16 protein-coding genes are annotated in these 17,270 nt (G+C 64.0%); 14 read left to right on the plus strand and 2 right to left on the minus strand.

What is annotated here, in order from left to right; genetic code table 11:
• Positions 1-8: 8 nt before the first annotated feature.
• From fliM to BUA38_RS25965, 5 genes are all read left to right on the plus strand, one after another.
• The gene (gene fliM / locus BUA38_RS25945) at positions 9-1,211 is read left to right on the plus strand and encodes a flagellar motor switch protein FliM (RefSeq protein WP_072822411.1); all 1,203 of its coding nucleotides are present in this window, start codon (positions 9-11) and stop codon (positions 1,209-1,211) included.
• Positions 1,208-1,678, plus strand: a complete 471-nt coding sequence (locus tag BUA38_RS25950; RefSeq protein WP_072822413.1) for a DUF6468 domain-containing protein — start codon at positions 1,208-1,210, stop codon at positions 1,676-1,678. The genes fliM and BUA38_RS25950 overlap by 4 nt, the downstream gene beginning before the upstream one ends.
• Complete coding sequence (locus tag BUA38_RS25955; RefSeq protein ID WP_072822415.1) at positions 1,675-2,439, plus strand: MotE family protein; 765 nt, start codon at positions 1,675-1,677, stop codon at positions 2,437-2,439. Before BUA38_RS25950 ends, BUA38_RS25955 begins: the two co-directional genes overlap by 4 nt.
• Positions 2,440-2,540: 101 nt before the next feature.
• Positions 2,541-6,341: a hypothetical protein gene (locus tag BUA38_RS25960; RefSeq protein ID WP_072822417.1), complete on the plus strand. Its 3,801-nt coding sequence runs from the start codon at positions 2,541-2,543 to the stop codon at positions 6,339-6,341.
• Between the two features lie 79 nt (positions 6,342-6,420).
• Complete coding sequence (locus BUA38_RS25965) at positions 6,421-6,660, plus strand: hypothetical protein (protein WP_072822419.1); 240 nt, start codon at positions 6,421-6,423, stop codon at positions 6,658-6,660.
• A 22-nt stretch (positions 6,661-6,682) separates the two neighbouring features.
• Here the strand turns inward: BUA38_RS25965 and fliP are convergent, their stop codons facing one another.
• Together fliP and BUA38_RS25975 are read right to left on the minus strand one after the other, a co-directional pair.
• Positions 6,683-7,441 carry a flagellar type III secretion system pore protein FliP gene (fliP, locus tag BUA38_RS25970; RefSeq protein ID WP_072822421.1) on the minus strand — a complete coding sequence of 253 codons (759 nt, stop codon included), beginning with the start codon at positions 7,439-7,441 and terminating at the stop codon, positions 6,683-6,685.
• Positions 7,438-8,391 carry a flagellar biosynthetic protein FliO gene (locus tag BUA38_RS25975; RefSeq protein ID WP_072822423.1) on the minus strand — a complete coding sequence of 318 codons (954 nt, stop codon included), beginning with the start codon at positions 8,389-8,391 and terminating at the stop codon, positions 7,438-7,440. The genes fliP and BUA38_RS25975 overlap by 4 nt, the downstream gene beginning before the upstream one ends.
• 387 nt (positions 8,392-8,778) lie before the next feature.
• On the opposite strand from BUA38_RS25975, the gene flgB reads away from it, so the two are divergent.
• The 9 genes from flgB to BUA38_RS26020 all read left to right on the plus strand — a co-directional run bounded on the left by flgB (position 8,779) and on the right by BUA38_RS26020 (position 17,221).
• Positions 8,779-9,186 carry a flagellar basal body rod protein FlgB gene (gene flgB / locus BUA38_RS25980; protein ID WP_072822425.1) on the plus strand — a complete coding sequence of 136 codons (408 nt, stop codon included), beginning with the start codon at positions 8,779-8,781 and terminating at the stop codon, positions 9,184-9,186.
• A gap of 39 nt (positions 9,187-9,225) precedes the next feature.
• Positions 9,226-9,651, plus strand: coding sequence for a flagellar basal body rod protein FlgC (flgC, locus tag BUA38_RS25985; protein WP_072822426.1), 426 nt, complete (start codon positions 9,226-9,228; stop codon positions 9,649-9,651).
• A 16-nt stretch (positions 9,652-9,667) separates the two neighbouring features.
• Positions 9,668-9,976: a flagellar hook-basal body complex protein FliE gene (gene fliE, locus BUA38_RS25990; protein ID WP_072822428.1), complete on the plus strand. Its 309-nt coding sequence runs from the start codon at positions 9,668-9,670 to the stop codon at positions 9,974-9,976.
• A 92-nt stretch (positions 9,977-10,068) separates the two neighbouring features.
• The gene (fliQ, locus tag BUA38_RS25995; RefSeq protein ID WP_027540419.1) at positions 10,069-10,332 is read left to right on the plus strand and encodes a flagellar biosynthesis protein FliQ; all 264 of its coding nucleotides are present in this window, start codon (positions 10,069-10,071) and stop codon (positions 10,330-10,332) included.
• A gap of 17 nt (positions 10,333-10,349) precedes the next feature.
• Positions 10,350-11,120 carry a flagellar biosynthetic protein FliR gene (gene fliR / locus BUA38_RS26000; protein ID WP_072822430.1) on the plus strand — a complete coding sequence of 257 codons (771 nt, stop codon included), beginning with the start codon at positions 10,350-10,352 and terminating at the stop codon, positions 11,118-11,120.
• 7 nt (positions 11,121-11,127) lie between these two features.
• Entirely contained in the window at positions 11,128-12,204 is a 1,077-nt protein-coding gene (gene flhB / locus BUA38_RS26005; protein WP_072822431.1) for a flagellar biosynthesis protein FlhB, read from the plus strand.
• A 269-nt stretch (positions 12,205-12,473) separates the two neighbouring features.
• Positions 12,474-15,038: a cell cycle histidine kinase CckA gene (gene cckA, locus BUA38_RS26010; protein WP_072822433.1), complete on the plus strand. Its 2,565-nt coding sequence runs from the start codon at positions 12,474-12,476 to the stop codon at positions 15,036-15,038.
• A 181-nt stretch (positions 15,039-15,219) separates the two neighbouring features.
• Positions 15,220-16,176, plus strand: coding sequence for a Tim44 domain-containing protein (locus BUA38_RS26015; protein ID WP_072822435.1), 957 nt, complete (start codon positions 15,220-15,222; stop codon positions 16,174-16,176).
• A 355-nt stretch (positions 16,177-16,531) separates the two neighbouring features.
• Positions 16,532-17,221, plus strand: a complete 690-nt coding sequence (locus BUA38_RS26020) for a lectin (protein ID WP_072822437.1) — start codon at positions 16,532-16,534, stop codon at positions 17,219-17,221.
• Positions 17,222-17,270: the final 49 nt, after the last annotated feature.

Raw genomic sequence — 17,270 nt, forward strand, 5'->3', positions numbered from 1 at the left:
CTAGACAGATGGCGGGCAACGATCCAGTCGACCAGGATGCAATAGCGGCGCAATGGGAAGCGTCGCTTGACTCCGCGGACCCGGCCAAAGACGCCGCTGAAGCGGCGTCCAACGAGCTCTCCGAAACCATGGCCCTGCAATGGGCGGCCATGGTCGAAGACGGCAGCCGCGACTTCGGAGGCGGCAAGAACGGCGGCGAACGGGTTCTGTCGCAGGAGGAAATCGACAACCTGCTCGGCTTCAATGTCGGGGAGGTCAATCTCGACGACAATTCCGGCATTCGCGCCATCATCGATTCGGCGATGGTGTCCTACGAGCGCCTGCCGATGCTGGAAATCGTCTTCGACCGCTTGGTGCGGCTGATGACGACCTCGTTGCGCAACTTCACCTCCGACAACGTCGAAGTCTCGCTCGACCGCATCACCTCGGTCCGCTTCGGCGATTACATGAATTCGATTCCCTTGCCGGCCGTGCTCTGCGTGTTCAAGGCCGAGGAGTGGGAGAATTTCGGCCTCGTCACCGTCGACTCCAGCCTGATCTACTCGATGATCGACGTCCTGCTCGGCGGCCGCCGCGGACAGACCTCGATGCGCATCGAGGGCCGTCCCTACACCACGATCGAGACCAACCTCGTCAAGCGGCTGGTTGAGGTGGTGATGGCCGATGCCGAACAGGCGTTCCGGCCGCTGTCGCCGGTCAAATTCACCATCGATCGTCTCGAGACCAATCCGCGTTTTGCCGCGATCAGCCGCCCCGCAAACGCCGCGATCCTGGTTCGGCTGCGCATCGACATGGAAGACCGCGGCGGCAACGTCGAATTGCTGCTGCCCTATGCGACCATCGAACCGATCCGCAACGTGCTGTTGCAGATGTTCATGGGCGAAAAATTCGGCCGCGACCCGATCTGGGAAGGCCATTTCGCCACCGAAGTGGCGCAGGCGCAGATTGCGGTCGATGCCGTGCTCTATGAGGCCGACATTCCGCTCAAGCAACTCATGAAGCTGAAGGTCGGCGACACCCTGCCTCTGGAAATGCGGGCCGATGCGCTGGTGGCCGTGCGCTGCGGCAACGTGACCCTCACCGAAGGACGGATGGGGCGGGTCGGCGACCGCGTCGCCATTCGCGTCGCCAAGCAATTGCGCAAGCCGAATACGACCTTTGCAATGTTCGAGAAAGCCGACGAGCAGACCAAGCTGATGGAGGCTCCATGAGTCATTTCCTGGGTGTAGTGATCGAGAGCCTGGTCGCGATTTTGCTTATGCTCACGATCGGCTACTGCATGTTGTTGAACAAGCGGCTCAAGCGGCTGAAGGCCGACGAGAGCTCGCTCAAGGCAACTATCGCCGAACTCATTACCGCAACCGAAATCGCCGAACGGGCGATCGGCGGCCTCAAGCACACCGTGCGCGACGTCAACGAAAACCTCGGCTCGCAACTGACGGCGGCAACCGAGATGTCGGCGCAACTGAAGCTGCAGCTCAGTGAATGCGACGGCGTCGTCCGCCGCCTGTCGAAGATCACGCTCGCCGCACGTCCCTCAACGAGCGCGGTGGCGCCGGAACCGGCGCCGGTTTCCACACCGGCTGCTGCGCCCGCGCCGGTATCGAACGCCAAAGCCGTTGCGGCAGCGGCCCAGGCATTTTCCGAACGTAGAAGGTCCAACGGGCTGGCTGCATGAAACCGTTTCGTAACATTCGCGTCCTTCCCGTTGTTCTGGTTGCGATCTTTGGCCTGGCGGTGTTGAAGATTGCGGGCCTCGTGCTCGACGGCGGATATGTGTTCGACTATCGGCCCGGCGCGACCAAGCCATCCTGGGCGCAGGAAACGATCAACTTTCCCGGCCGCCGCTACGTCGATGCGTCCGACATCACCGGTTCGGTCGAGAAGGAAAAAGAGAAACCCAAAGAGGAAGCCAAGCCTGAAGTTGCGAAGGCCGAGACGACCGCCGCGCCCGAACAGGTCCAGGGGGTGTCCGCTTCCGAACGCGCGATCCTCGAGCGGTTGCAGGCGCGCCGTCAGGAGCTCGAGGCGAGGGCGCGCGAGATCGATATTCGCGAGAGCCTGTTGAAGGCCGCCGAAAAGCGCGCCGAAGGCCGCGTCGAGGAGATGAAGGCGATCGAATCCCGCATCACCGGCGCCGCCGCGCAGAAGGCCGACGAGGATGCCGCGCGCTTCAAGGGCATCATCACGATGTATGAAGGCATGAAGCCAAAGGACGCCGCCAAGGTGTTCGACCGGCTGGAAATGCCGGTGCTGTTCGAGATCGCATCCCACATCGCCCCACGCAAGATGTCCGACATCATGGGCCAAATGCAGCCCGAAGTGGCCGAGCGGCTCACGGTCGAGATGGCGCGCCGGGCCGGTGGCGACAAGTCAGGTTCCGATGCCGAGCTGCCGAAGATCGAAGGCAAGATCGTTCCGCCGCAGAAGCCCAATTAGCCGGGATATTTAACAGAGCCTTAAATTGCCAATTCTAGACTCGAACCTGGGTTAGCAAGCCGTCTCGCTGCCCGTGGATGAACTGAAAGACGTATATCGGAATGGCGCGAATGGCTGCCGCTGGATTTGGGTCGCGACTGCGCGCCGCCGCGCAAGCCATTGCGCATGGTTTAGCGCGGTCCTCGCGTGCTGCCGCAGCTGTGATCCTTGGCGTGTTGGCGTGCCTTGCTTTTTCGTCGCCGGGCTATGCCGCGGAGCCGGTAAAGGCGGAAGCCGCGTTCTCGTCGGAAGGCGGTTATGCCCGGTTGGTCATCAAATTCGCCGAAGACGTCACCTCGGAAGTGGTGACAGCCGGTTCGATCATCGTCATCCGGTTCGAGCGTCCGGTCGACGTCGCTGTCGACGGGATGAGCGCCGGCGCTCCCGACTACGTCGGCTCGGCGCGACGCGATCCGGACGGTTCGGCCATTCGTCTTTCGTTGTCACGCAGGGTGACGGTCAATACGATGACCGCCGGCGAGCGGCTGTTCGTCGACCTGTTGCCCGACTCCTGGAAAGGCCCGCCGCCAAGCCTGCCTCAGGAGGTGGTTCGCGAGCTCTCCGAGCGCGCCCGCGCCGCCGAGCGCGAGCTGCGCCAGCAGCGCGCGATGTCGGAGGCGAAGAAGCGTCCGCCGGTGCGGGTTCGTACCTCGGTCCAGCCGACATTCGTGCGCTTTGTATTCGAAATGCCTGACGGGGTCGGCGTCTCTTCGGTGCTGAACGAGCAGAAGCTCAAGCTGTTATTCACCAAGGCGCTGACCTTCGATCTCGCGGACGCCAAGATCTCGCTGCCGCCCAATGTTTCCTCGATCACGCAGAAGATCGAAGGCGAAACGGCGACGGTAGAACTCGTCATGCTGGGTGACGTCGACGTTCACTCGTTCCGCGAGGACAAGAACTACGTCATCGACGTCGCCTACCAGCAGGCCGACAAGGCTGCGCAGGTATTGCCCCAGGGCGGGGATGCGTCGCACGCGGCGCCCTCGCGCGCTGAAAAGCCCGTGCTGCCTGCCGTCGCCAAAAACGCCGCACCCGAGAAGACTCCCGCACCCGAGAAGGCTGCGGCAGCAGAGACGGCCCCTGCGTCTGAGGCGCCGGTGCAGCCGCTTGCCGCGGCGCCGGCAGAGCCCATCGCCAAGATGCCCGCCGCGGCTGAAAACCCGCCGGCCTCCGAAAAGCCCATTGTGATGGAAAAACCGCCGGCCGCGCCGCCGGCGCAGCCTGTTGCCGAGATGCCGGCCGCGCCCGCGATTAAGGAAGCCGTTGCCGAGCCGAAGATGGCGGCCGTGCCGGAAGCGCCGATGCCCGCGCCGAAGCCGACTGAGGCGCCGGCGGCCGAAGCTCCGGTCAAAAAGCCGGCGCCGGCTGCGATGGCTGCGCCCACCGAAATGAAAGCGGAAGGCGCGCACGGCGACACGAGCGTCGTTCGCGACGGCACCGGGCTCCATCTGACGTTTTCACTGCCGCCGGGGACGCCGGCAGCGTTGTTCCGGCGCGCCGACACGCTGTGGCTGATGCTGGACTCGAAAAAGCCGATCGACGTCGAGCCGATCCGCGGGCAGGGCGGTGCGGCGGTCGCCGACATCAGCGTCGTGCCGCAGGAGCGGGGCCAGGCGATACGCTTCCGCCTCAACCGTCCGCAATTGCCCTCGCTTAGCGGCGAAGACCTCGCCACCGGCACCAACTGGACCGTCACCTTTGCCGATGCCGTGCAGTCGCCGTCGCAGGCGCTCTCGGCGATCCGGAACATTGCCGACCCCGCGCTTGCCAACGTCACGGTGCCGATGCCGGGCGCGGGCATGCTTCACCGCTTCACCGATCCGGACGCCGGCGACACGCTGTTCGTGGTGACGGCAAGGCCACCGGCGCGCGGTTTCATCAAGCGGCAGGATTTCGTCGAGCTATCGCTTCTGGAATCGATTCACGGCGTTGCGATCCGTCCGAACTCCGACGACGTGACGGCCGATGTCGGTCCCGACAAGGTCATCCTCGGCAAGCCCGGTGGCCTGACGCTGTCGCCGGCCGATAGCGGGGCCGAGCGCGCGCCGACCGCCGTGCGACCGATCTTCGATCTCGGCGAATGGCGCAAGAACCAGGACGCCAACTTCAATATGCGCGCCGATGCCTTGATCGAGGCGGCGGGCAACGCGGCTAGCGGCAATCTCGAACAGCGCACGGCGGCGCAGCTTGACCTCGCCCGCTTCTACATGGCGCGCGCGATGTATCCGGAAACCGTCGGCGTGCTCAATCTGGCCTTGGCCGACGCCAAGGTTGGCGCGGAAGATCCGGCCGTCCTGATCGTTCATGCGCTGGCGAATATCCTGATGGGGCGCCCGGAGCGGGGCTTGAAGGATCTCGCAAGCCCGGCGATCGGAACCAACTACGATTCCCAGCTCTGGAAGGCGATGATCAGCGCGCGTCAGGGCAAATGGGCGGACGCGCGCGAGAAATTCAAGAGTGCCGAATTCGCCATCACCTCGCTGCCGATCGACGTGCAGCGCATCGTGATCGCGGATGCGATGCGTGCATCCCTCGAGGTCAAGGACTATCCGGGCGCGGCCAAGCGCGCCAGCGAACTGGACGTGATCGGGGTTGCGCCGGAGCAGGCCGCTTCCGTCGGCGTGTTGCGCGGGCGGCTCGCCGAAGGTCTCGGCCACGAGAAGGATGCGCTGGACGAATTCAAGCGCGCGGCGCTTTCGCCGGATCGTCCGTCGGCGGCTGAAGCCAAGCTCTTGCAGATCGCGTTGCAGCAGAAGCGTAACGAAATCAGCCAGGACGATGCGCTGCGCGAGCTTGAGACGTTGTCGGTGATCTGGCGCGGCGACGCCATCGAGGTGCACACGCTCGAAATGCTGGCCAAGATCTATTCGGATATCGGGCGCTTTTCCGAATCCTTTGCCGCGGTGCGGGTCGCCAATCTGATGGCGCCCAATCTGGAAGTGGCCCGCCAGGGCCAGGATGCCGCGTCTGCGCTGTTTGCCCAGCTGTTTCTCGGTCCGAAAGGCGACGACCTTCCGCCGATCGATGCGCTCGCCATGTTCTATGAATATCGCGACCTGACGCCGATCGGCCGTCGCGGCGACGAGATGATCCGCCGTCTTGCCGACCGGCTGGTTGCCGTCGATCTGCTCGATCAGGCCGCCGAGCTTCTGCAATATCAGGTCGACAAGCGGCTCGAAGGCGCGGCCCGCGCGCAGGTCGCTGCCCGCCTCGCCATGGTCTATCTGACCGCCCGCAAGCCCGAGCGCGCCATCATCGCGCTGCGCTCGACCCGGATCGCCGATCTCTCCGGCGAATTGCGACAGCAGCGCCTGCTGCTGGAGGCGCGCGCGCAAAGCGACGTCGGGCGTCATGATCTTGCGCTCGACATCATTTCCAATGTCGGCGGCCGCGAGGCGATCCGGCTGCGTTCCGACATCTATTGGGCGGCGCGCAAATGGCGCGAGTCGGCCGAGCAGATCGAGCTTTATTATGCCGACCGCTGGCGCGACTTCAAACCGCTGACCGCCGCCGAGAAGAGCGACATCATCCGCGCGGTGGTCGGCTATGCGCTCGCCGAAGATACGATCGGGATTGCGCGCTTCCGTGAAAAATATCTGCCGCTGATGAGCGGGGGCGTGGACCGCACCGCCTTCGAGATCGCGAGCAAGCCGGTCGGCTCGACCGGGGCCGACTTCGCCGCGATCGCCAAGATGGCCGCGAGCGTCGATACGCTCGACGGGTTCCTGCGCGAGATGAAGACGCGTTACCCCGATGCGACCGCGCGCGCGATCATGCCGCCGGGCATGGCGAAAGCCGATCCGACGCCAACGGGATCGTTGCCGGCCATCGTCGGAACCAAGCAAGCGCAGGCCACGAAATAGCGCCTTCCAGCGGCCTCGATTTCCCTCGACAGATATTGGCGGAGGCGTCAGTTTCGCCTTTGCCGAGTGGGGAAGTCCGATGAGCAAGCTTGTTAAATCCGCAGCCGAACTGATTGCAATGGCGCGCGCCGAACTCAAGGCGCATGATTCCGATTGCCCGGACGGCATCGAAATCACGATCCTTCGCAATGAAGGCAGCTGGGAGTTTCGCACCTCGGCGGATCAGGCGACCATTGCGCGACCGGGTTATCCGGAATGCGTCGCGATGATCGTCCAGATCGGCGATCACCTCAGCAAGCAGTACGACGTCAAGGACTGAGCCGGCCGCCGCGATAGTAGGCCTAGCCGCCGCCGTAGCTCTGCACCAGGCTGCCCGCGACCAGCGACCAGCCGTCGACCAGCACGAAAAAGATCAGCTTGAAAGGCAGCGACACCACGACCGGCGGCAGCATCATCATGCCCATCGACATCAGCACCGAAGCCACCACGAGATCGATGATCAGGAAGGGCAGGAACAGAAGAAAGCCGATTTCGAACGCACGCTTCAATTCCGAGATCATGAAGGCCGGCACCAGAATGCGCAGCGACATTGCGTCCGGCGTTGCCGGCGGCGGTTCGCCCGACATGTCCATGAACAGCTTGACGTCCTTTTCGCGGACGTTCTTCAGCATGAAGCCGCGCAGCGGCACGGAAGCGCGCTGAAGCGCGTCCTCGACACTAATCTGGTTGGCGACCAGCGGTTTGATGCCGTCGTCGTAGGATTTTTGCAGGATCGGCCCCATCACGAAGGCGGTGAGGAACATCGCCAGTGCGAGGATGACGGAGTTCGGCGGCGCGGTCGCGGTGCCGAGCGCGGTGCGCAACAGCGACAGCACGACCACGATACGCGTGAACGACGTCATCATGATCAGGATCGACGGCGCGATCGACAGCACGGTGAGCAGTGCGATCAGCTGGATCGCGCGCTCGGTCACGCCGCCGCCGTTCTGGCCGCCGAGATTGATGCTGATGTCCTGCGCCCATGCGGGCACGGCCAGCAAGCCGGCGGTGAGAAGAGTACTTAAAAATAAAACTCTACGCGGACGGCCCGCCGGCCTCACGAAGGATTCTTCGGGCGGCCGAGCAGCGACGCCATCTCGTCTTCGAGATTGTCGAAGCCACTCTTGGGCGCGGGGCCTGCGGGTGCGGCCGGTGGTTGCTCGCTGCGGGGTATCGGGCGGGCGGCCGGCGGTTCCGGCGCAACCGGCGGCGCAACGGCGTCACCGCCCGGCCGTCGAAGCGCGGCCTCCAACCGTTGCGCCATCTCGGCAAGATTCTGGTCCGCAGAAGCCATCGGTGGCGGCATCGGCGGCGGTGAGGGCGGGGTTGCGGGACGCACTTCGCGCGGCGGCGCCTTCGGTGGCTCGACAGGCGGCGGCCGCACCGGGCGCGGCATCATCGGTTCGCTGCGCGGCATCGGCTCGCCGCGTGGCATCGGTTCGCCGCGCGGCATGCGAGGCGGGGCCGGCGGTACCACGGGTTCGGGACGGCCACCCATCGGTTCGGGCGAGAATCCGGCGAGCGGATCGGCGGGGCGTTCGGCGCGCTGCGGCCGGCGCGCTTCGTCGGCGAAGGCCGGGCGCTGGGGGCGCGGCGGCGGCTCGGGCATTTGCGGCTCGTGATCGAAAGGTTCGACGCGTGCGGCCTCACCATCGCCCCAGCCGGCGGCGTCCGGCAACGGCGCGATCCGGGTCTGCATGTCGGGGCTGGCAACGGCCGGCCGTGGCGGCAACTGATCGCGGCTGGGCGCAGCGCGCACGATATTGGGTTCGACGACGATGTCGGTCGGGCCGCCGATCATCAGCAGATGCTCGACATTGTCGCGCCGGACCAGCACAAGCCTGCGCCGTCCATCGACCGCAGCGGCATCGATCACGGCCAGGCGAGGCATCCTTCCGCGTTGGGTGTTGGCGCCAAGGCGATTCGAGGCGAATCGGCGGATCAGCCAGGCCACGACGCCGATCAGCGCCAGGACCACCACAAACGCGAAGAAAAAAGTAAGTGCCTGCATGCTTTGTCCCCGGCGAACCGTTATTGCCCCTCAAGGCCTGGCTGGCCAGAGGCAAACGGTCGAAGCAACCCACAACGCCCCGATTGAGCCCTCAAGTCCGGCTCAAGTTAATGTCCCACGGCAAAAGCTGCCGTCCCCCGCCAGCCTTAATAACCCATGAATCGGCTGGGCCAAAACGACTTCTCAGAATGCGGATGCGGATGATCCCCTTGGTTAACGCAGCATTCGTGGCGAAATTGCGCTCGAATCGATTTGGCACGCGCTGCATCCCGGCTCAAATGCGAAAGCGCGGCGCCGGTGCGATTTTAACCAGCCGTTAACCATACGCGCGGCAAATTCTGCCTACCTTCAGCGGCATCGGGCCGCGAGCCAAGGTGGAGCGCGGCGATGCCCATCAACGACCTTCCGGCGCTGTCGATGCTGCGTACCAAGATGCAGTGGCACCAGGAACGCCAGCGGGTGCTCGCCGAAAACGTTTCCAATTCCAATACGCCCAATTTCAAGCCACGCGACCTGGTCGAGCCCAAATTCGAAGCAGCCAGCGGCAAGGTCGACGGCGCCGCAGCCTCGCTGCCGATGGCGCGGACCGCCTCGAGCCACATCACCGCAGGCGACGCCGACCCGACCTTTGGCCAGAACCGCCGCGCCGGATTTCTGACCCGCCCGGCCGGCAACGCGGTCAACCTCGAAGACGAAATGCTCAAGACCTCCGCCAACCAGATGGATTACGCGGCGGTGACCTCGCTCTACTCCAAGAGCCTGCATCTTCTGAAAACAGCGATCGGCAAGGGCTAGCCGATGGTCGGGTCCGTATAACTACGGGGGAAGCGCATTATGGCAAGCGATGCAAACGACTTCGTCCGCTCGATGGGGATTGCGACCTCGGGCCTGCGCGCCCAGGCCGGCCGCATGCGGGTGATCTCGGAAAATATCGCCAACGCCGATTCGACGGCGCCGACCGCGGGCGGCGATCCCTACCGGCGCAAGGTGCCAACGTTTTCGTCGGCGCTCGACCGCGCGCTCGACGCCCAGGTGGTGACGCTCGGCAAGATCAGGCCGGATCGATCGGACTTTCACGTCAAATACGAGCCGAACAATCCGGCCGCGGACGCCGCCGGCAACGTCAAATATCCGAACGTCAATCCGATGGTCGAAATGACCGACATGCGGGAGGCGCAGCGATCCTACGAGGCCAATTTGAACATCATCAGCGCCACGCGCCGGATGATCCAACGCACGCTCGATATCTTGAAGACCTGACAGGAAGGCTTGACCGATGGCTTCACCCACGATTGCCGCCAATGCCTATGCTTCCGCCGCCCGCATGCTCGACAACGCATCGGCTGCCAAGCCGACGGATACCGGCGGGCTCTCTTTCGGCGACATGCTCAAGGAAGCCGTCGGCGGCGTGCTCGATGCCGGCCGCAAGTCCGATGCGCAGACGGTTGCGATGGCGTCAGGCAAGTCCAACGTGATGGACGTGGTGACGGCCGTGGCGGAGACCGATGTCGCGGTCTCGACGCTGGTGTCGGTGCGCGACAAGGTGATCGCAGCCTACGAAGACATCATGAAGATGGCGATTTGACGGGGGAGTGGCTAGTAGCGAATGGCGGCCAAGGGGAGCCATTCGCTGCTCGTTATTCGCTGACCATGTGGTTCGAGCAGTGAGAGCGTGAAATGACCGGTGCAGAAACTCTCGACGTGGCGCGCGATGCGATCTGGACGATCGTGGTGGTGTCCTCGCCGCTGATGGTGGTCGGGCTTGTGGTTGGCGTCGTGGTGTCGCTGTTCCAGGCGCTGACCCAGATTCAGGAACAGACGCTGATCTTCGTGCCGAAGATCCTGGCGATCTTTGTGACATTATTATTGGCGCTGCCATTCATGGCCGACTCGCTGCACAGCCACATGATGCGGATCTCGTCGCGAATCATAGGCGGCTGATGGCACTATGAGTTTAGATGCGCATCGATATCTCTCTTTTGCCGGTCCTGGCGGCATCCTTCATGCTGGTGTTCGCCCGCGTCGGCGCCATGGTGATGCTGCTGCCGGGACTGGGCGAATCCAATATTCCGGTGCGCATCAAGCTTGCGATCGCGCTTCTGCTCGCGCTGATCATCCTGCCGCTGCACCGTGCGGACTATCACGTCAATCTGGACGCGCTTCCGGCGCTTTTGGTTTTGATGATGTACGAGATCCTGATCGGGATCGTGCTCGGGGCCACCGCGCGGGTGACGCTGGCAGCCCTTCAGGTCGCGGGCTCCGTGATCGCCCAGCAACTCGGTCTTGGCTTTGTCACCTCGGTCGACCCGACGCAGGGCCAGCAAGGGGTGGTGATCGGCAACTTCCTCACGCTGCTCGGCGTGACCATGCTGTTTGCGACCGACAGCCATCATCTGGTGATCGCCGCCCTCAACGACAGCTATTCGATCTTTTCGCCGGGCGAAATAGTGCCGAGTGGCGATGTCGCAGCACTTGCCACCCGCGCGTTCGCTGCGGCGTTCAAGATCGGCATGCAACTGTCTGCGCCGTTTCTGGTTTTCGGCCTCGTCTTCAATATCGGCCTTGGCGTGCTCGCCCGGCTGATGCCGCAGATGCAGGTCTATTTCGTGGGCGTCCCACTATCGATCCTCGCGGGCTTTCTGATCTTTTCCGTCGTGCTGGCGGCGATGATGGGAAGCTTCCTCGACTACTTCGTCGCCGTCATGCACGACCTCATTCCGATCAGGTGAGCTGACGATGGCTGATGAGGATGATGGCGGCGAACGCTCAGAAGACCCCACGCAAAAACGTCTGGACGATGCATTAGAACGCGGCGACGTCGCCAAGAGCCAGGAGGTCAACACCTGGTTCATGATTGCCGGCGCCACCCTTGTTCTTTCGACCTTTGCCGGCTCGATCGGCGGCATCCAGACGCCGCTGAAGAACGTCATCGCCAATTCCTGGATGCTCCGCACCGATGGTCCAGCTCTTTTGCAACTGGCGCAACATCTCGAATATGCGGTGTTTGCCGCCATCGGCGTGCCGCTGTTGATGCTCGTGATCGCGGCGATCGCCGGCAACATGCTGCAACACCGCCTCGTATGGTCGGGCGAATCGCTCAAACCCAAACTCTCCAAGATTTCGCCGATGGAAGGCGCCAAGCGCGTCTTCGGCAAACAGGCGGTGGCCAATTTCGCCAAGGGCCTGTTCAAGGTCATCGCGTTAGGGGCGGTCATGACCGCGGTCCTGTGGCCGGAGCGGCACCGCCTCGAATCGATGCTGCGGTCCGATCCGATGTCGCTGTTCGGCGTGATCGTCGGTCTGACGGTGCACCTGATGGGCGCGGTGGTCGCCTTGCTCGCGGTGGTCGCGATCGCCGACTATTTCTTCCAGTACCGGCAATGGTACGAGCGGCAGAAGATGTCGCTGCGGGAGATGAAGGAGGAATTCAAGCAGTCCGAAGGCGATCCGCACATCAAGGGCCGCATCCGCCAGTTGCGGCAGGCGCGCATGAAGAAGCGCATGATGGCAGCAGTCCCCAAGGCCTCGGTCATCATCACCAACCCGACCCACTATTCGATCGCCCTGTCCTACGAGCGCGGCATGCAGGCGCCGGTATGCGTCGCCAAGGGTGTCGACCTGATCGCGCTCAAGATCAGGGAGATCGCGGGCAAGCACAGCATTCCGATCGTCGAGAACGTGCCGCTGGCGCGCGCACTCTACGCCACGGTCGAAATCGACGAGGAAATTCCGGTCGAGCACTATCACGCGGTCGCCGAGATCATCGGCTACGTCATGGGCCTCAAGCGGGGAGCGTCCGCCCGGCGGACGTGATGCGGTCCAGGGGGTTCCCGGTTGCCCCGGGCCAGGATCAACAGTCCGCTTAATAACTTGCGGATGGACTTGCGCTCATGGGTGCAATTCAGGCACTTCTGTGGCCAGCAAGCTAACGGTTCTCGTGCGGTTTCGGATTTGACATTCGCTGTGGAAGACTCGCGGAGCCACTGGAGCGAATGTCAAATCGACCGCACGAACGAATCTAGTGAATCTAGCGTAAAAATAAGCGCGTCCCACCCGTGTCGACAGGCTACTCTCCTTAACTGATGACCGCCGAACCTGACCACCATCCGCCGCTACCTCCGGCCGCCGCCCATGAGCCGGTACGCCGCGGCGGCAGCATCCTGCTGGTGCTCCTGGTGGCGGGCGCCATCGTGGCTTGCGCGGTCGCGCTGACCACGATCGGCCGCGCGCAGGCCCAGCCTTATATTCTCGGCCTGCTGGCGCTGCTCGCCATGGTCGGCCTGTTCAACCTGTTTGCCTTTGCCGCCGGCATCGTCCGATTTACCGACCGTTCGATCGATGACCCCGTCGTTCGCCGCATCGCCGATCTCGCCTATGACGGAATTGCCGTCACCGATCCCTCCGGCCACGTCGTTTATTCCAATGCCGCCTACCTGGCGTTGACCGGGGCGGCGACGCCGCAGGACGTTCGGCCGGTCGAGCGGGTATTCATCGGCAATCCCGATGTGTCGGAGGCGGTGTTTCGCCTGCTCAAGGCCGCGCGCGAGGGCAAGCGCCAGCAGGAAGAAGTCCGTCTCGCCGGCACCGACAGCGTCCACGGCCGGTGGCTTCGGATGCGGGTGCGTCCGCTCGGCCAGAGCAAGCGCGAGGCCAAATACGCGGTGTGGTCGATCGCCGACATCACCCGCGACCGCGAGCGGCAGGAGGACGTGTTCCAGGAATTGCAGCACGCGATCGAATATCTCGATCACGCGCCATGCGGCTTCTTCTCGGTCAACCCCGCCGGCGAGATCGCCTATGTCAATGCGACGCTCGCCAACTGGCTCGATTACGATCTCGCCGAGATCGGCTCGGGCGGGCTGAAGCTGACCGACATCGTGTCCGGCGATGGCGCCGCACTTCTGACCTCGATTGCGCCCGTACCTGGCGAGGTCACGACCGAAGTCTTCGACATCGACCTGCGCATGCGCACCGGCAAGACCATGCCGGCCCGGCTCTATCACAAGCTTGCCTTCGGCGCCGACGGTGCGCCCGGCGCCTCGCGCACGCTGGTGATCAGCCGCGCGCGCGACGAACGCGCCGACCCGCAGCGCGCCGCTGAAGTGCGCTTCATGCGCTTCTTCGACCATACGCCGATGGCGATCGCGACGGTCGATCGCTCCGGCGCCGTCGTCCGCGCCAATGCGCGCTTTGCCAAGCTGGCGCAGGGGCTGGCTCCCGACGGCTCCGCGGCCAAATCGATTTTCAGCGCGGTCAATGCGCGCGACCGCAACCTGCTGGTCGCGGCCATCACGCAAGCCTCGCAGGGGCAGGGCGACATCGCGCCGGTGGAAGTGATGCTCGGCGGCGCCAAGGAGCGCTGGGGACAGTTCTTCGTCACGTCTGTCGAGGAGGAAGAGCGCGAGGCGGAAGCCGCCATCGTCTACATGCTGGAGACCACCGAGCGCCGCGCGCTGGAGAACCAGATCAACCAGTCGCAGAAGATGGACATGGTCGGCCAGCTCGCCGGCGGCATCGCGCACGACTTCAACAACGTGCTCTCTGCGATCATGATGGCGAACGACTTCCTGCTGAACGCGCACAAGCCGACCGATCCGTCGTTCCAGGACATCATGCAGATCAAGCAGAACGCGACGCGGGCGGCGACGCTGGTGCGCCAGTTGCTCGCGTTCTCGCGCAAGCAGACGCTGCGGCCGCAGGTGCTCGATCTCGGCGATGCGCTGTCGGACCTCACCATGCTGCTGCGGCGGCTGATCGGCGAGAAGGTCAAGTTCGATCCGGTGCACGGCCGCGACCTGTGGCCGGTGAAGGTCGACGTCTCGCAATTCGAGCAGGTGATCGTCAACCTGGCGGTCAATGCGCGCGACGCCATGCCCGACGGCGGCAAGCTGACGATCCGGACCGCCAACGTCTCGGCGCAGGAGGCCGAAAGGCTCTCTTATAAAGGCATGCCGCCGGCGGAGTATGTCCGCATCGACGTCAGTGACACCGGCACCGGCATTCCCCCCGAGATCATCGACAAGATATTCGAGCCGTTTTTCTCGACCAAGGAGGTCGGCAAGGGCACGGGTCTCGGCTTGTCGACGGTGTATGGCATCGTCAAGCAGACCGGCGGCTTCGTCTATGTGGATTCGGAAGCGGGCAAGGGAACCTCGTTCCGCATCTTCCTGCCTCGGCATCACCCCGAGCAGGAAGCGGCGGTGGTGGAACCGGCCGCTGCCAACGGCGCGGCGAAGGATGCGCCCAGTGAGGCAAAACCGCGCACCGACCTGACCGGGCAGGGCACCATCCTGCTCGTCGAGGACGAAGAGGGCCTGCGTTCGCTCAACGCGCGGGGCTTGCGTTCGCGCGGCTACAGCGTGATCGAGGCCTCGAACGGTGTCGAGGCGCTCGAAGCGCTGGAGGAAAAAGACGGCGCGGTCGATCTCGTGGTATCGGACGTCGTGATGCCGGAAATGGACGGTCCGACGCTGCTGCGGGCGATGCGCGTGCACAATCCGGACCTGAAGATCATTTTCGTTTCGGGCTATGCGGAAGATGCGTTCGCCAAGAGTCTCGACGAGGACGAGAAATTCGAATTCCTGCCAAAACCCTTCACGCTGAGTCAGCTGGTGGGCAAGGTGAAGGAAACCATGACGCCGCAGTAAGGTTGCATGACGCCGCAGTAAGGTTGACAGTGAGTTGCAAGTATCGATCCCCGCGACGCCGCGCCGCAGCCTGTCCCCCTCGCTGCGGCTTCCCTTTTGAGCGACCTTGCACATCTAAAGGGCGCTTCCCCGAACGTGCGGCAAGATCCACGGGGAACAGAGGTTTTTGAGGAATATCGCCATGAATTTCAGGCATCGGGCTTTCGGTTTGGTACAGGCGCTCGCCGTCGTCTTGTCGCTGGCAATGCCGCTGGTCATCGTGGCCTCGTCGGCCGATGCGCGCGTCGGCGGCGGCTCGAGCTCGGGCTCGCGCGGTTCGCGGACGTTTTCGGCGCCGCCCTCGACCTCGACCGCGCCAAATACCGCCCAGCCCTTCAATCGCACCATCACCCAGCCGGGTAGCCCCGGTTTGAACACGCCTGCCGGTGGCGGCTTCTTCAACCGTCCGGGCATGGGCCTGTTCGGCGGGCTGGCTGCGGGCTTCCTCGGCGCCGGCCTGCTCGGCATGCTGTTTGGCGGCGGACTGTTCGGCGGCCTCGGCGGGTTTTCGTCGATCATCGGGCTGCTGTTGCAGATCGCGGTGATCGTGTTCCTGGTGCGCATGGCGATGGCGTGGTGGCAGCGCCGCCACGAGACGCAGGCGGCCTATGCCGGCAACGGACCGTCACCGCTCGGCGCGCAGGCGACGTACGGGTCGGGCATGAGCGGCTTTGGCTTGGGGTCAGGCAGCACGCCGGTTCAGATCCTGCCCGCGGACTATGAAACCTTCGAACGACTGCTCGGCGAAGTCCAGCAAGCCTGGTCGGACGAGGATGTCGCCCGCTATAGCTCGCTGGCGACGCCGGAAATGGTGTCGTACTTCGCCCACGATCTCCAGGAGAACAAGCAGCGCAACGTCGTCAACAAGGTCACCGGCACAAAGCTGCTTCAGGGTGATCTTGCCGAAGCCTGGCGCGAGGGTGAAACCGATTACGCCAGCGTTGCGATGCGCTATTCGGTGATCGACACCTACGTCGACCGCACCACCGGCCGCGTCGTCGAAGGCAACGGCCAGCCGGAGGAGGTCACGGAAGTGTGGACCTTCCTGCGCCCGCGCGGCGGCAACTGGGAACTATCGGCGATCCAGCAGAGCTCCTGATCGGCGGAAATCAGCGCGAGACGTCAAGACGCCGCAGGTCAAGACCTGCGGCGTCTTTTCATGTCTGGGTCGCTAGTGTGGCGACTCTGACGTTCCTTTCAGCTTTGCAGCGACCTCTTCAAAGGAACGTCAGAGTCTAAGCCACACTAGAAGCTTTTGATTTGCTAGTGTCCCTTTGGTTCTGACATTCGTAAAAGTGCCTGCCGCGAAATAATACGAATGTCAGAACCGGGACACTAGATAAGGAATAAAGTCGGCCTCGACGGGTTGTTGCGAGCAGGCTCAAGGCAATGGGCTGTCCGAAGCAGAGCTAAGCGAAACAAAAAGCCAAGTGAATCAAATGGGAGGATTTTGAATGTCGGGTTTTGCCAAAACCATTTCGCGTCTCGCGCTGGTCTCGTCGGTCGCACTGCTGGCGGGCGTTGCCGCGCAGCCGGCGCAGGCCCAATCGGCCAACACCACCTTCTTCGTCACCTCGGCCGGTCCCGGCAAGGGCGGGGACCTCGGCGGAATCGAGGGCGCTGACAAGCATTGTCAGATGTTGGCAACGGCCGCCGGCGCCACCGCCAAGACCTGGCACGCTTATCTCTCGACGCAGGCCGCCGACGGCAAGCCCGCCGTCAATGCGCGCGACCGCATCGGCAAGGGACCGTGGCAGAATTCAAAGGGCACCGTGATCGCCAAGGACGTTGCCGACCTGCACAGCGCGGCCAACAACCTCACCAAGCAGACCGCGCTCAGCGAAAAGGGCGAGGTGATCAACGGCCGCGGCGATACGCCGAACCGTCACGACGCCCTGACCGGATCGCAACCCGACGGCACCGCGTTCGCGGCCGGCGAAGACAAGACGTGCAAGAACTGGACGAGCTCGACCCAAGGTGCGGCGGTGGTCGGCCATACCGACCGCATCGGCCTGCGCGACGACGACGCCTCGAAGTCGTGGAACTCTTCGCATCCCTCGCGCGGTCCGGATGGCGGCTGTTCGCAAGCCGACTTCAAGAGCACCGGCGGCGACGGCCTGCTGTATTGTTTCGCGGCAAACTAAGCCGTTCGCTGAAATTGACGTTCGACCTCTCCCTGATGGGGAGAGGTCG

Origin of the sequence: Bradyrhizobium erythrophlei, from assembly GCF_900142985.1 — a bacterium.
GTDB lineage: Bacteria > Pseudomonadota > Alphaproteobacteria > Rhizobiales > Xanthobacteraceae > Bradyrhizobium > Bradyrhizobium erythrophlei_B.